This window comes from Microbacterium lacticum (assembly GCF_006716815.1).
GTDB lineage: Bacteria > Actinomycetota > Actinomycetes > Actinomycetales > Microbacteriaceae > Microbacterium > Microbacterium lacticum.
Window position 1 is genome coordinate 137,999 of sequence record NZ_VFPS01000003.1, and the last position, 14,904, is coordinate 152,902.

13 protein-coding genes are annotated in these 14,904 nt (G+C 72.3%); 9 read left to right on the forward strand and 4 right to left on the reverse strand.

Translation table 11 applies throughout. The features are described from left to right. Window positions 1-64: 64 nt before the first annotated feature. Window positions 65-1,450 carry an adenylosuccinate lyase gene (purB, locus tag FHX68_RS09370; protein ID WP_174799139.1) on the reverse strand — a complete coding sequence of 462 codons (1,386 nt, stop codon included), beginning with the start codon at window positions 1,448-1,450 and terminating at the stop codon, window positions 65-67. Between the two features lie 53 nt (window positions 1,451-1,503). Then, window positions 1,504-2,010, reverse strand: a complete 507-nt coding sequence (locus FHX68_RS09375; protein ID WP_373288713.1) for a low molecular weight protein-tyrosine-phosphatase — start codon at window positions 2,008-2,010, stop codon at window positions 1,504-1,506. A gap of 121 nt (window positions 2,011-2,131) precedes the next feature. On the opposite strand from FHX68_RS09375, the gene FHX68_RS09380 reads away from it, so the two are divergent. The 6 genes from FHX68_RS09380 to FHX68_RS09410 all read left to right on the forward strand — a co-directional run bounded on the left by FHX68_RS09380 (window position 2,132) and on the right by FHX68_RS09410 (window position 9,010). Continuing rightward, a complete protein-coding gene (locus FHX68_RS09380) occupies window positions 2,132-2,443 on the forward strand; it encodes a hypothetical protein (RefSeq protein ID WP_141380622.1) in 312 nt (103 codons plus the stop codon). A 3-nt stretch (window positions 2,444-2,446) separates the two neighbouring features. Beyond that, the gene (locus tag FHX68_RS09385) at window positions 2,447-3,856 is read left to right on the forward strand and encodes an alpha/beta hydrolase family protein (protein WP_141380623.1); all 1,410 of its coding nucleotides are present in this window, start codon (window positions 2,447-2,449) and stop codon (window positions 3,854-3,856) included. 278 nt (window positions 3,857-4,134) lie between these two features. Beyond that, on the forward strand, window positions 4,135-5,202 hold the full coding sequence (locus tag FHX68_RS09395; RefSeq protein WP_141380624.1) for a histidinol-phosphate transaminase: 1,068 nt from the start codon (window positions 4,135-4,137) through the stop codon (window positions 5,200-5,202). A 115-nt stretch (window positions 5,203-5,317) separates the two neighbouring features. Beyond that, on the forward strand, window positions 5,318-6,448 hold the full coding sequence (locus FHX68_RS09400; protein WP_141380625.1) for a thiamine pyrophosphate-dependent enzyme: 1,131 nt from the start codon (window positions 5,318-5,320) through the stop codon (window positions 6,446-6,448). A gap of 95 nt (window positions 6,449-6,543) precedes the next feature. After that, window positions 6,544-7,509, forward strand: coding sequence for an alpha-ketoacid dehydrogenase subunit beta (locus tag FHX68_RS09405; RefSeq protein WP_141380647.1), 966 nt, complete (start codon window positions 6,544-6,546; stop codon window positions 7,507-7,509). 85 nt (window positions 7,510-7,594) lie between these two features. After that, window positions 7,595-9,010 carry a dihydrolipoamide acetyltransferase family protein gene (locus FHX68_RS09410; RefSeq protein WP_141380626.1) on the forward strand — a complete coding sequence of 472 codons (1,416 nt, stop codon included), beginning with the start codon at window positions 7,595-7,597 and terminating at the stop codon, window positions 9,008-9,010. Window positions 9,011-9,100: 90 nt separating this feature from the next. On the opposite strand, the gene FHX68_RS09415 is transcribed toward FHX68_RS09410, so the two are convergent. Together FHX68_RS09415 and FHX68_RS09420 are read right to left on the reverse strand one after the other, a co-directional pair. After that, window positions 9,101-9,649, reverse strand: coding sequence for a manganese efflux pump MntP (locus FHX68_RS09415; protein WP_244926849.1), 549 nt, complete (start codon window positions 9,647-9,649; stop codon window positions 9,101-9,103). Window positions 9,650-9,695: 46 nt separating this feature from the next. Beyond that, entirely contained in the window at window positions 9,696-11,978 is a 2,283-nt protein-coding gene (locus tag FHX68_RS09420; protein ID WP_141380628.1) for a heavy metal translocating P-type ATPase, read from the reverse strand. Between the two features lie 145 nt (window positions 11,979-12,123). On the opposite strand from FHX68_RS09420, the gene FHX68_RS09425 reads away from it, so the two are divergent. The 3 genes from FHX68_RS09425 to FHX68_RS09435 are packed head-to-tail and all read left to right on the forward strand — an operon-like array spanning window position 12,124 to window position 14,857. Next, a complete protein-coding gene (locus tag FHX68_RS09425; protein WP_141380629.1) occupies window positions 12,124-13,128 on the forward strand; it encodes a metal ABC transporter solute-binding protein, Zn/Mn family in 1,005 nt (334 codons plus the stop codon). A 2-nt stretch (window positions 13,129-13,130) separates the two neighbouring features. Further along, a complete protein-coding gene (locus tag FHX68_RS09430; protein ID WP_141380648.1) occupies window positions 13,131-14,003 on the forward strand; it encodes a metal ABC transporter ATP-binding protein in 873 nt (290 codons plus the stop codon). Next, window positions 14,000-14,857, forward strand: coding sequence for a metal ABC transporter permease (locus FHX68_RS09435; RefSeq protein ID WP_141380630.1), 858 nt, complete (start codon window positions 14,000-14,002; stop codon window positions 14,855-14,857). The genes FHX68_RS09430 and FHX68_RS09435 overlap by 4 nt, the downstream gene beginning before the upstream one ends. Window positions 14,858-14,904 lie beyond the last annotated feature (47 nt).

Here is a 14,904-nt window from a genome sequence, read left to right on the forward strand (position 1 = left end):
CCGCGGCGTGTCGCTCACGATCCCTTGCAGTTGCGGCGCGCGCGGGCCACGGTGGACCGGCGGGTCAGAGCTCGTAGACGAGGCGGTCGGCGAGGCCCGTGTAGGTCGCGGGCGTCAGCGCGACCAGGCGCGCCTTGGCATCCGCGCCGATGTCGAGGCCCTCGACGAACTCGGCCAGCTCCGGCCCGCCCACGCGCCGGCCACGGGTGAGGTCCTTGAGCAGCGCGTAGGGGTCGGTGATCTGCGAGCGCCCGGCGACGATCTCGGCGCGCACGACGGTCTGGATCGCCTCGGCGAGCACCTCCCAGTTCGCGTCGAGGTCGGCCAGCAGCACGTCGCGTGCGAGCAGGATCTCGGTGAGGCCCCGCTGCAGGTTGTCGAGCGCGAGCAGCGAGTGCCCGAACGCGACGCCGATGTTGCGCTGCGTGGTCGAGTCGGTGAGGTCGCGCTGCAGGCGCGAGGTCACGAGGGTGGATGCCAGGGTCGCGAACAGTCCGCCCGCGATCTCGAGGTTCGCCTCGGCGTTCTCGAACCGGATCGGGTTGATCTTGTGCGGCATCGTCGACGATCCGGTCGCGCCCGCGACGGGGATCTGCGCGAAGAAGCCCATCGAGATGTAGGTCCAGACATCCGTCGCGAGGTTGTGCAGGATGCCCCCCGCGTGCCGCGCCCGGTCGTACAGCTCGACCTGCCAGTCATGCGACTCGATCTGCGTCGTGAGCACGTTGAAGTGGATGCCGAGGCCCTCGATGAACGTGCGGGAGAGCTCGGGCCAGTCGACGTCGGGAGCGGCGACGACGTGCGCCGACCAGGTGCCGGTGGCGCCGGAGAACTTCGCGAGATATTCGCCGGCCTCGATCTGATCGGCGACGCGGCCGAGGCGCCACGCGAACACGGCGAGCTCCTTGCCCATCGTCGACGGGGTCGCGGGCTGACCGTGCGTGCGGGAGAGCATCGCGGCGTCGCGGTGCTCGCGGGCGAGGTCTGAGAGCGCGGCGATCACGGCGCGCAGCTTCGGCAGCCAGACGTTCTCGACGGCGCGCTTGACGGTGAGGGCGTACGAGGCGGAGTTGATATCCTCGCTCGTGCAGGCGAAGTGGGTGAGCTCGGCGATCGCGTCGAGACCGAGGGATGCCAGTCGGTCGCGCACGAGGTATTCGACGGCCTTGACGTCGTGGCGGGTGACCGCCTCCTTCTCGGCGAGCCAGTCGATCTCGGCCTGACCGAAGTCGCGGTACAGGGCGCGCAGGCTCTCCTTCTGGGCATCCGTCAGCGCCGTCGCCCCGAACAGACCGCGGTCGGCGAGGAGGATGATCCACTCGACCTCCACCTCGACGCGCGCCCGGTTGAGGCCCGCCTCGGAGAGGTAGTCGGCCAGGCCCGAGACGGCGGCGCGGTAGCGCCCGTCGAGCGGGCTCAGCGGCTGCGGCGGCAGGGAAGGAGTGGTCACGAGGCTCCGATCGTGGCGGGTGCGCGGGTCGCGCAGCGGGTGCGTCGCCGTCGTCAGATGTTCGGGCGGATCGCGGGTTCGAGCTGCCGGAAGAGCGCCCGGCTGGCACTCTCGATCATAGCGAGCACGTCGTCGAACATCCCCGGGCCGGCGTAGTACGGGTCGGGCACGTCGACGGTGCCGCCCGCGGTCTCGTCGAACGCCATCAGCAGCGCCAGCTTGTCGGCATCGTCGGGTGTGCGCGCCCAACTGGAGAGGATCCGCTCGTGCGAGCGGTCGAGGGCGACGATGAGGTCGTTGCGGTCGAAGTCTTCGAGGGTGAACTGGCGCGCGCGGTGCCGTTCGCCGTCGTACCCGCGGCGGTGGAGCGCCTCGATCGTGCGCACGTCCGCGCGCTCGCCGACGTGCCAGTCGCCGGTGCCCGAGCTCGTCGAGACGACGTGCGAGCCGAGCCCGGCGCGCTCGGCGAAGTCGCGGAAGACGATCTCCGCCATCGGCGAGCGGCAGATGTTGCCCGTGCACACGAAAGCGACGCGATAGGGCGAGTCGCTGCGGGGCACCACCCCATTGTGTCGCTCCCACGCCGTCACCGCCTCCTCCCCAGACGGGTTCTCGCGCGATCCCTCCACCGATCGGCCCTCCCGGCGCCCGCGCACGCCCCCGGCCGGGCAGGGTCGAGACATGGATGCCACCTCGCCCGCCCCCTCCGTCGACTCACCCGACGTCGCGCAGCGCCAGGTCGCCCTCGGCGCGGCGCGGCGCATCGTGCAGAACGCGCTCGCCGATGCGATCGCGCTGCGCGGGCGCGTGATGATGCTCGCGGATGCCACCGACTGGCGCGCCCGCGGCGCCGAGGGCTACCGGGCCGGAGTCGCCGCGCTGCAGAGCGACCTCGATCGCCTGGTGCAGGCCGTCGCGGCATCCGACGACGACCTCGCCGCCGCGCAGCGCGAGACGTGGTCGGCCGCGCCCTTCACCCCGATGGGGTGGTGACGCGTGGCATCCGACGACCTCGACATCCGCAGCGGCGGCATCGTCGCGGTCGACACCGAGACCCTGCGCGCCGCCGCCGCGCGGCTCGTGGCCGAAGGCGTCGCGTGCGAGGAGCTGCGCGCGAGCCTCGACCGGGCGCGCCGGCTCGTGAGCGCGGAGGGGGTGTGGTTCGCACCGCCCACGGGGGCGGCCATCGACGCGGGCGAGCGCAGTCGCCGCCTCGCGCACGATCTGCAGGCGATGGCGAACACCTACGAGGTCGCCGAGCTGGCCTCGGCGGCGGCGATCGCCGAGGCGGCGGGCGACGCCGACCTCGCCGCGAGCCTGCGCGGACGGGCGGCGGAGATCCTCGTCGCCGATCCCGCGGCGATCGCGAAGCTCGCGGCCCTGGCGGTGCACTGGCGCGGCCAGAACGTGACCGCCCTCATCGGGCAGTACTCGGCGCCGGGCATCCCAGGCGCGCCCTCCCCGTTCGACGCGGGCGGGTTGATGGTCGTGGCGACGACGCTCATCTCGATCATCGGCCGCGGCACGGTGGAGCAGGGTGCGCGGCTCGGCGGCGCAGGCGATCCGGTGCGCATCGCGCGACGGGGTGAGGGGCGCACGACGGCGCCGACGTCGCTGACGCAGGTCGTCGACCGCATCCCGCAGGGCGAGAACCGGGTGCGGGTCGAGCGGTACACGCTGCCGAGCGGCGAGCGGCAGTTCATGGTCTACGCGACCGGAACGGCGGGCCTCGGCGTGCGCGAGGTCGCGAACTGGCGCGCCAACACCGACCTCTACCTGGGTCGCGGACGCGCCGCCTCGTTCGAGGCGACGATGGCCGCGCTCGCCGACGCCGGCGCGCGGCCGGGTGACACGGTGAACGTGGCCGGCTATTCGCAGGGCGCGGCGGTGGCCTCGTTCATCGCCCTCGACGACACCTACGACGTGCCGATGCTGATCACGTTCGGCGACCCCGTGCAGGCCGACGTCGGCGCCGACACGCTGAGCGTGGCCGTGCGTCACAACGACGACCCGGTATCGGCGCTCGCCGACGGCGGGTTCGCCGCGGGCGTCGGGGCGGAGGGCAGTTTCGTCGCGTCGCGCGAGACGCCGGGGACGGCGTGGACCGGCCAGGGTCCGATCGGCTCGCACCTGCTCGACACCTACCGCGAGACCGCGGGGATGCTCGACACCTCCTCCGACCCCCGTATGGACGGGGTGCGCGAGCGGTGGCAGGCGCTCGCGCAGGCGACCTCGGTGGAGGTATTCGTCTACGAGGCGACCCGCGGCACGGGCGAGTCGGTCGACGTGGGCGCGCCGACCGTGCCGGGGGCGCCCGCGGTGCCGGGCGTCGGTGGTGCGCCGGCGGCGCCCTGGCCGCGGAGCGGGGGCGGTGTCAGCTCCGGCGCGTCTGCGGACGCAGGATGATGCCGAACACCCAGTTGATGAGCGAGATGATCAGCGCCGCCACCACGCCGAGCCAGAAGCTGCCGAGCGAGAGGCCCCAGCCCCACCACTGCGTGAACCACGCGGTGATCCACTTGGTGGTTCAGTCTTCCACGGCGGAGGCGTCGTCGGCAGGAGGAATGCGAACGTCAGGGAGAGCGAGAGGCGCTTGTTTCCGTCGAACGGGGGATGATTCTGCGCGAGAGAGCTACCGATCCGGTATCACCCGGGTGGATGCTTCGCCCTCGTAGACTGCTCGCGTGAGTGACCTCCCCGTGCGCATCCGTCCCGAGATCGCGGCGCTGCCCGCCTACAAGCAGGGCAGGCAGGCCGGCGCCGACGCGTTCAAGCTCTCGAGCAACGAGAACCCGTTCGATCCGCTCCCGGGTGTCGTGCAGGCGGTGCAGGCGGCACACGGCTTCAATCGCTATCCGGATGCCACGGCCGCGCGCCTGCGCGCGCGCCTCGCCGAGCGGTTCGGCACGACCGACGACCACGTGCACGTCGCGGCGGGCTCGGTGTCGATCCTGTTCCAGCTCGCTCAGGCGACGAGCGGCGCGGGCGACGAGATCCTCTTCTCGTGGCGGTCATTCGAGGCGTACCCGAGCCTCGCCACCGTCGCCGGATCGACCGCGGTCACCGTGCCGAACGACGCCGACGGCCGGCACGACCTCGACGCGATGGCGGACGCCGTCACCGACCGTACCCGCATGATCATCGTCTGCACGCCGAACAATCCGACCGGGCCCGTGGTCACGCAGGCGGGGTTCGACGCGTTCCTCGCCCGTGTCCCCGCCGACGTGCTGATCGTGCTCGACGAGGCGTACGCCGAGTTCGTCACCGACCCCGACGCCGTCGACGGTGCGCGCGTGCTGGCGGCCGGGCATCCGAACGTCGTCGTGCTGCGCACGTTCTCGAAGGCGTACGGGCTCGCCGGGCTGCGGGTGGGCTACGCCGTCGGCGACCCGCGCGTGCTCGCCGCGGCGCGGTCGACGGGCATCCCGCTGTCGGTGACGGCCGCCGCCGAAGAGGCCGCCCTCGCGAGCCTCGACGCCGAGGATGAGCTGCGGGAGCGCGTCGCCGAGCTCGCCGTGCGTCGTGATGAGCTGGCCGCGCGGCTGCGCGAGACCGGCTGGGATGTCCCCGAGGCGCAGGGCAACTTCGTGTGGCTGCCCGCGGGCGACCGCGCCCTCGAGGTGGCGGAGGCCTTCGAGGCGGCGGGGCTCATCGTGCGCCCCTTCGCCGGCGACGGCGTGCGCATCTCGATCGGCGAGGCCGAATCGCTGGGGCACATCGTCCGCGTCGCAGCATCCGTCGCCCCGCGCTGACCCCCGCGCACCCCCAAAACGACCCACCCCGGTTGTGCCGGGTCGACGGCGGTTCGAGGCATCCGTTGTGCTCGTCATGCAGACCCGCGCATACCTGCGGGTCTACCGTGGATACATGACCCCGCCTGACGACCCGGCACTCGTGCGCGTTCTGGCCTCCGACGGGACGTTCGCGCCGACGCCCGAAGCGGAGCGCTACCTCCCCCTGATCGACGCGCTCACCGACAGCGACCTCGAGACGTTCTACCGCGACATGGTGACCGTGCGCGCGTTCGACCGGCAGGCCACCAACCTGCAGCGCCAGGGCCAGCTCGCCCTCTGGCCGCCCTCCTTCGGCCAGGAGGCCGCGCAGGTCGGCTCGGTGCGCGCGACGCGCCCGCAGGACCACATCTTCCCGAGCTACCGCGAACACGTCGTGGCGACCACCCGCGGCGTCGACCCGATCGACATCATCCGCGTGATGCGCGGGCTCACGCACGGCGGCTGGGACCCGACCGACCCGAAGAACGGCAACACGCACATCTACACCCTCGTGCTCGGCTCGCAGACCCTGCACGCCACCGGCTACGCGATGGGCCTCGCCTTCGACGGCAAGTGCGGCACCGGCGATCCCGAGCGCGACACCGCCGTCATCGTCTACTACGGCGACGGCGCCTCGAGCCAGGGCGACGTGCACGAGGCGATGGTGTTCGCGAACACCTACCGCACGCCCGAGGTGTTCTTCCTGCAGAACAACCAGTGGGCGATCTCGGTGCCCGTCGCCATCCAGTCGCGCGCCCCGCTCTACCGGCGCGCCGAAGGCTACGGCATGCCCTCGACCCTCGTCGACGGCAACGACGTGCTCGCCAGCTACGCCGTCTCGAAGCTCGCCCTCGACGAGGCGCGCACGGGCGAGGGCCCCCGTGCCATCGAGGCGATGACCTACCGCATGGGCGCCCACACCACGAGCGACGACCCCACGAAGTACCGCACCTCCGACGAGGAGCAGTCGTGGGCCCGACGCGACCCGATCGTGCGGATGCGCGTCTACCTCGAAGGACGGGGCGCCTCGGGCGCGTTCTTCGACGACGTGGATGCCCAGGCCGCCGCCGCTGCCGACGACGTGCGCGTCCGCACCAACGAGCTTGGCGGGCTCGAGGCATCCACGATGTTCGCGCACGTCTACAGCGATCCGCACCCGCTCATGCAGGAGCAGGAGCGCTGGCTCGCCGATTACGAGGCCTCGTTCGAAGGGGGTGCCGCGTGAGCATTTCGACCAGCGACACGACGAGCGCGTCGACCAGCGGCGCGACCGGCGGCGCGACGCAGACCGCCCCCGCCGCGGAGGCCGCGGTCGTGGCCATGCCCTTCGCGAAGGCCCTCAACGCGGGCCTGCGCGCGGCGATGGCCGCCGACGATCACGTGCTCATGATGGGCGAGGACATCGGCAAGCTCGGCGGCGTCTTCCGCGTCACCGAGGGGCTGCAGGCCGAGTTCGGCGACCGCCGCGTGCTCGACACGCCGCTCGCGGAGTCGGGCATCGTCGGCACAGCGATCGGCCTCGCGATGGCGGGCTTCCGCCCCGTCGTCGAGATCCAGTTCGACGGGTTCGTGTTCCCCGCGTTCGACCAGATCACCACGCAGCTGGCGAAGATGACGAACCGGCTCGAGGGCGCGGCATCCCTGCCCGTCGTCATCCGCATTCCCTATGGCGGCCACATCGGCGCGATCGAGCACCACCAGGAGAGCCCCGAGACCTACTTCGCGCACACGCCCGGCCTGCGGGTGGTCAGCCCGTCGACGCCGAACGACGCGTACTGGATGATCCAGGATGCCATCGCGTCGAACGATCCCGTGATCTTCCTCGAGCCCAAGGCCAAGTACTGGATGAAAGGCGAGGTCGACCCGAGCCAGCGCGCCCTGCCGCTGCACGCGTCGCGGATCGTGCGTCGCGGCACCGACGTGACCCTCGTCGGTCACGGCGCGATGGTCGCGACGCTGCTGCAGGCGGCCGCGCTCGCCGAGAGCGAGGGCACCTCGTGCGAGGTCGTCGACGTGCGCTCGCTGTCGCCGATCGACTACGCGCCGATCCTCGACTCGGTGCGCCGCACCGGGCGGATGGTCTACGCGCAGGAGGCCCCGGGCAACGTGTCGGTGGGCTCGGAGGTCGCCGCGACGGTCATGGAGCGCGCCTTCTTCGCCCTCGAATCGCCCGTCATCCGGGTGTCGGGCTTCGACGTGCCCTTCCCGCCCGCGAAGCTCGAGGGCACGTACCTGCCCGACGCCGACCGCATCCTCGAGGCCGTCGACCGCTCCCTCGCCTACTGACCGTCCCACCCCGACCATGCCCCCACGCGCCCCCGCCTCTTCGGCGAGAACAGGGTGGCGGCGTGGCATCCCTGAGGAGAGCGCCATGAGCACGCAGACCTTCCACCTGCCCGACGTCGGCGAGGGCCTGACCGAGGCCGAGATCGTCCAGTGGCGGGTCGCTCCGGGCGACGCCGTCGAGGTCAACGACGTGCTCGTCGAGATCGAGACCGCCAAGTCGCTCGTCGAGCTGCCGTCGCCGTTCGCGGGCACGGTCGGCGAGCTGCTCGCCCCCGAGGGCGACACGGTCACCGTGGGCGCCCCGATCATCACGATCGCGGGCGGTGCCGGTGCGCCAGGCGGCGCGGGCGGCGCGGGCGACGCGGCCGGCGGAGCCGCGCAGCAGGATGCCTCGGTGGGCCTGTCGGCGCACGGCGAGCCGGCCTCCCCGCCCGAGCCCGAGGGCGAAGGTGCGGTGCTCGTCGGCTACGGCACGGGCGGCGCGGTCGCCTCGCGCCGCACCCCGCGCGCGGCGCGCGGCGCCGCCGGCCGGAGCGCCGCCGTCAAGGCGTCGGTAGGCGTGGTCGCCAAGCCCCCGGTGCGCAAGCTCGCGCGCGACCTGGGCGTCGATCTGGCGCAGGTGACCCCGAGCGGACCGGCGGGCGAGGTCACGCGCGACGACGTCGTGACGCACGCCGAGCAGGCGAGCGTCTTCCGCAACATCGCGACCCCGGCGGCCCCCGCCGTGCGCGAGCACACGATCCCCGTCTCGCACGCCCCGGCATCCGTGTCGGCGCCGTCCGCACCGCCCGCCGGAGATCGCGAGGAGACGATCCCGGTCAAGGGCGTGCGCAAGGCGACCTCGTCGGCCATGGTGCGCTCGGCGTACACCGCGCCGCACGTGTCGGTGTGGACCGACGTGGATGCCACGCGCACGATGGAGCTCGTCAAGCGGCTCAAGGCGTCGCCCGACTTCGCCGACATCAAGGTGTCGCCGCTGCTGATCGTGGCGCGCGCGGTGATCTGGGCGGCGCGCCGCACGCCGCTGGTCGGCGCCGCGTGGATCGACAACGAGGACGGCTCGGCCGAGATCCGTGTGCGCAACTACGTGAACCTCGGCATCGCCGCGGCCACCCCGCGGGGGCTCCTCGTGCCGAACATCAAGGACGCGCAGGACCTCAGCCTGCGCGAGCTGGCGCGCGCGCTCGAGAAGCTCACGCTCACGGCGCGCGAGGGCAAGACCTCGCCCGCCGACCAGCAGGGCGGCACGATCACGATCACCAACATCGGCGTCTTCGGCATGGATGCCGGCACCCCGATCATCAACCCGGGGGAGTCGGGGATCGTCGCGATGGGCACGATCCGGCAGAAGCCGTGGGTCGTCGACGGCGAGGTGCGCCCGCGCTACGTGACGACGGTGTCGGGCTCCTTCGATCACCGCGTCATCGACGGCGACGGCATGAGCCGGTTCATCGCCGACGTGGCATCCATTCTCGAAGAGCCGGCGCTGCTGCTCGACTGATCACCGGGCCCGATCAGGGCGCCTGGAAGCTCGCGGGCTGAGCGCCGCGCGCGGGCGACCGCCCTGTACCAGCGGCGCGGACGCCCCGGATCAGGCGGTCAGGTGCTCGATGAGGATCTGCGTGCCGAGGCCGATCAGCACCAGGCCGCCGAGGATCTCGGCGGGGCGGCGGAACCGCGTGCCGATGCGGTAGCCGATCAGCACCGCGACGAACGAGAGCACGAAGGTCACGAGGCCGATCGCGGTGATCGCGACCCACACATCGATGTCGAGGAACGCGAACGAGACCCCGACGGCGAGGGCGTCGATGCTCGTCGCGATCGCGAGCAGCACCACCTCGCGCGCGCTGTACGCCTCGGTGTCGTGCACGTGGCCCGGGTGCTCCGCGTCGGCCGGCGGGTCGGGCGTGAGCGCCTCCCAGATCATCTTGCCGCCGACGAGGGCGAGCAGGCCGAACGAGATCCAGTGGTCGAACGGGGCGATCGCCTCGGCGAACGTCGAACCGAGCAGCCAGCCGAGGAGCGGCATGACCGCCTGCGCGACACCGAACGCCAGGCCGAACACGAGCGCGGTGCGCAGCACGTGCGAACGCAGCTGCAGCCCCTTGCCGAGGGCGACGGCGAACGCGTCGGCCGACACTCCGAGCGCGAGCAGCAGCAGGGTCCAGGGGGATATGGCGGATCCTTCATCGATGGGGGTGGGGGTGGTCCACGACGTCGTCGAGCGTGGGATGCCGCAGATCAGCCTGCTGCTTCGCGCGCCCCGATCTCAAGCGGAGAGCGGGATTGTCAGCATTTCGGGCATCCGAACAGCGGCGCGGCCACGGTCGCGCGGCCGCGGTCGTCGGCCGGTGTCGGCGGTCGAGGATGCGACGGGTGGAGGCCTCGGGGGAGAGGTCCAGGCGTCGCAGCAGCTGCGCGTTGAGCGCCACGACCACCGTCGACAGCGACATCAGCACCGCGCCGACCGCCATCGGCAGCACGAACCCGACGGGAGCGAGGACGCCCGCCGCGAGCGGCACCGAGATCAGGTTGTACCCCGCCGCCCACCACAGGTTCTGCCGCATCTTGCGGTACGTCGCCCGCGACAGCTCGATCACCGACAGCACCGAGCGCGGGTCGGAGCTCGCCAGGATGATCCCCGCCGACGCGATCGCGACGTCGGTGCCCGCCCCGATCGCGATCCCGACGTCCGCCTGGGCGAGCGCGGGCGCATCGTTCACGCCATCTCCGACCATCGCGACCCGCCGGCCCTCGTGCTGCAGCTCGGCGATGCGCGCCGACTTGTCCTCGGGGCGCACGCCGGCGAACACCCGGTCGATGCCCAGCGCGCCTGCGACCGTCCGGGCGACGGCCTCGGCGTCGCCCGTGATCATGACGACCTCGATCCCGAGCGCGTGCAGGGCCTCCACCGCCTCGTGCGACTCCGGCCGCACCGCGTCGGCGAGGGCGAGCGCCCCCACCACGTCGCCGTCGACCGCGACGTGCAGGATGATCGCGCCGTCGCGCCGCCACGCGTCCGCGGCATCCATCTCCACAGCTCCGATGTCGGACAGCAGACGCGGCCCGCCGACCCGCACCTCGCGCCCGTCGACCGTCGCGGTGACGCCGACCGCCGGTGCCGAGCGGAAGTCCGAGGCATCCGGCACGGCCAGGACGCGATCGTCCGCAGCGCGCACGATCGCGCGGGCGAGGGGATGCTCGCTGTCGGTCTCGGCCGCCGCGGCGAGGGCGAGCACCTCGTTGGCGGTGCGACCGGCGGCCGGTGCGATCTCGGTCACGGCGGGCGTCCCGGTCGTGAGGGTGCCGGTCTTGTCGAAGACGACGACGTCGACGGTGCGCATGCTCTCCAGGGCGCCGCGGTCCTTCACGAGCACGCCGCCGCGCGCCGCGCGCTCGGTCGCGATCGAGACGACGAGCGGGATCGCCAGGCCGAGCGCATGCGGGCAGGCGATCACCAGCACGGTGATCGTGCGGACGACCGCCGCGTCGGGGTCTCCGACGAGGGTCCAGACGGCGGCGGTGATCGCCGCCGCACCGAGCGCGAACCAGAACAGCCACGCCGCGGCGCGGTCGGCGATCAGCTGCGCGCGCGAGGTGGAGTTCTGCGCCTCGCTGACGAGCCGGCGGATGCCTGCGAGCGTCGTGTCATCGCCCGTCGCGGTGACCTCGACGCGGAGCCCCGAGTCGGTGGCGACCGTCCCCGCCGTGACCGCGTCGCCGACACCGCGGGAGACCGGGCGCGACTCGCCCGTGACCATCGACTCGTCGACATCGGCCCGCCCGTCGACGACGCGCCCGTCGGCGGGCACGCTGCCGCCCGGGCGGACGACGACCACGTCTCCGACACGGAGGTCCGACGGGGCGACGCGCACGACCGTATCGCCCTCCACGCGCTCGGCCTCGTCGGGCAGCAGCGCCGCGAGCGAATCGAGCGCCGACATCGTCTGCGCGAGGGAGCGCATCTCGATCCAGTGTCCGAGCAGCATGATGACGATGAGGAGTGCGAGCTCCCACCAGAACTCGAGCTCGTGATGCAGGATGCCGAGGGTCGCGCCCCACGACGAGAGGAACGCCACGGTGGTCGCGAGCGCGATGAGCATCATCATCCCGGGGCGCCGCGTGCGCAGCTCGGCGGCGGCGCCGGTGAGGAACGGCCACCCGCCCCACACGTACATCACGGTGCCGAGGACGGGCGAGACCCACAGCAGGCCCGCCGGGACGGTGTAGCCGAGGATCATCGCGAACATCGGCGAGAGCGCCACGACGGGCACGGCGAGGATCAGGTTGATCCAGAAGAGCTTGCGGAAGCGGGCGACGTGCCCCGCGTGGTCGTGGCCGCCGTGGCCGCCGTGGCCGGCGTGCCCGGCGTGGCTCGCGTCGTGCTGCCCAGCGTGGCCGCCGTGCCCGGTCTGGCCGCCGTGGTCCATCGGCGCGTCGTGGTCGTGGTCGTGTGTCGGCATCGTCATCGTCTCTCCTGCAGGGTTGTCGAGGCCCGATGCAAGCAACGGTATACCCCCGGGGAGTATTCCGCTGCGCGACCCGACGTCGACTCCGCGCTCACTCCTGCCGTGCGATTTGAGAACGATTATCAATAACGTCTAGACTGTCTTCATGACCTCGCGATTCCTCCCCGCCGCCGCGCTGGTCGCGGCCTCCGTGCTCGCACTCGCCGGCTGCGCCGGTGGCGCCACAGGCGAGCAGACCGGCGACGGCAAGCTGCAGGTCGTGGCCTCGACCAACGTCTACGGCGACATCGCCGCGGCGATCGCCGGCGACCTCGTCGAGGTGCAGTCGATCATCACGTCGGTGGCCCAGGATCCGCACTCCTACGAGGCATCCGCCCGCGATCAGCTCACCGTCTCGCGCGCCTCCCTCATCATCGAGAACGGCGGCGGTTACGACGCATTCATGGACGCGATGATCGAGGGGACGGGCACGGAGGCCCCCGTCATCACGGCGGTCGAGTTCTCGCACGACTGGCCCGGCAACGCCGGCCACGGCGCGGCCGACCACGACGACGCCACCGACGACGCCACCCCCGAATCCGACGCCACCGACGATCACGATCACGACGGCCACGACCACATCGAGGGCTTCAACGAGCACGTCTGGTACGACCCGCACACCATCGCGCACGTCGCGGAGGACATCGCGCACGAGCTCGGCGAGCTGGATGCCGCGAACGCGGCCACCTACCAGGCGAACTACGAGACGTTCGCCGCGGGGATCGACGGCATCGAGACGAGCCTCGACGAGCTCAAGACGCGGGTCGGCGGCCAGAAGGTGTTCGTCACCGAACCCGTGCCGCTGTACCTCACCGCCGCCGCGGGCCTCGAGAACGCGACGCCCGCCGCCTTCAGCCAAGCGGTCGAGGAGGGGCAGGATGTCCCGCCCGCGACCCTGCTCGAGGCGGTGCGCATCCTGACCTCGGGCGAGGTGCGCGTGCTCATCGTCAACGCGCAGACCGGCGGGGCCGAGACCGACGAGGTCGTGGCCAGGGCCAAGGGCGCAGGCATCCCGGTGCTCGAGTTCACCGAGCTCGTGCCCGACGGCGACACCTACCTGACCTGGATGCAGGCGAACGTGGCCGCGCTCGCGGATACGCTGTCCCGGTGACCATCGACGCCGCCCCCGAAGGCCCCAGCGCCGCGTCGCAGGGGAGCCCGGCGACCCCGCCGGTGCTGCAGATCAGTGGTGCCGCACTCCGCCGCGGCGACCGCACCCTGTGGGAGGGCCTCGACCTCACCGTCGCGCCGGGCGAGCTGATCGCCGTCCTCGGGCCGAGCGGCTCGGGCAAGACGACGCTGCTCCGCGCCATCCTCGGGCTCGAGCCGCTCAGCGCGGGCACGATCACCGCGCTCGGCGAACCCGTGCGACCCGGCGGCCACGGCCGCAAGGGCAACCGTCACATCGGGTACCTGCCGCAGGCCCGCCCGCTGCCCCGCGACACCGCGATGCGCGGCCGCGACCTCGTCGCCCTCGGCGTCGACGGGCACCGGTTCGGCCTGCCGATCACCCGACGCGCCGACCGCGAGCGCATCGACGCCCTCATCGACGCCGTCGGAGCGCGCAGCTTCGCGAACGAGCCGGTCGGGGTGCTCTCGGGCGGCGAGCAGCAGCGGCTGCGCGTCGGGCAGGCGCTCGCCGACGATCCGCGCCTGCTGCTGTGCGACGAACCGCTCACGAGCCTCGACCTCGCCAACCAGCAGGCCGTCGTACGCCTCATCGACCAGCACCGCCGCACGGGCGCCGGCGTGCTCCTGGTGACCCACGACATCAACCCGGTGCTCGACAAGGTCGACCGCATCCTCTACATCGCGAACGGCCGGTTCATGCTCGGCACCCCGAAAGATGTGCTCACCTCGCCGGTGCTCACCGACCTCTACGGGGCGCCCGTGTTCGTGCTGCGCGCCGGCGACCGGCTGGTCGTCGTGGGTGCGCCCGACGCCGAGGCATCCCACCACCACCACGACAACGAGGAGCACGCGTGAACTGGTCGGACATCGGCGACGCGATGTTCGGCGGACTGCCGGACTACGCCGAGATCCTCGCGCTCGTATCGAACTCGGTCTGGGCGGGGGCCGTGCTCGGCCTCGTCGGCGGGCTCATCGGCGTGTTCGTGATGCAGCGCGACATGGCGTTCGCGGTGCACGGCATCAGCGAGCTGTCGTTCGCCGGTGCCGCGGCGGCGCTCCTCGTCGGCGTCGACGTCGTCACCGGCTCGATCGTGGGCTCGCTCATCGCCGCCGCGCTCATCGGCGTGCTCGGCGCGAAGGCGCGCGACCGCAACTCGATCATCGGGGTGCTCATGCCGTTCGGCCTGGGCCTCGGCATCCTCTTCCTCTCCCTCTACAACGGGCGCAGCGCCAACCGGTTCAGCCTGCTCACCGGGCAGGTCGTGTCGGTGCAGAACGTGCAGCTGGGCTGGCTGATCGTGATCTGCGCGTTCGTGCTGGTCGCCCTGCTGCTGATCTGGCGCCCCCTCGCCTTCGACTCGCTCGACCCGCAGTCGGCGGCCGCGCGGGGCGTTCCCACCGTCGCGGTCTCGCTCGGGTTCATGCTGCTGCTCGGACTCGTCGTCGCCGTCGCGGTGCACATCATCGGGGCGCTCCTGGTCATGTCGCTCGTCGTCACCACGGCGGCCGCCGCCGCGCGCATCACGAGCGGCACCATCGCGCTGCCGCTCCTCTCGGCCGCCTTCGGTCTGGTCTCGGCGGTCGGAGGCATCCTGCTCGCCGTCATGGGCACCCTGCCGGTGAGCCCGTACATCACGACCCTCTCGTTCCTCGTCTATCTCGTCTGCCGCATCGCCGGCTCGCGGCGCGGCCGCGTGTCGCGCGCATGAGCCGGGGCGCCCAGCCCGCTCCAAGACGGTCTCGCTAGGATCTCGGC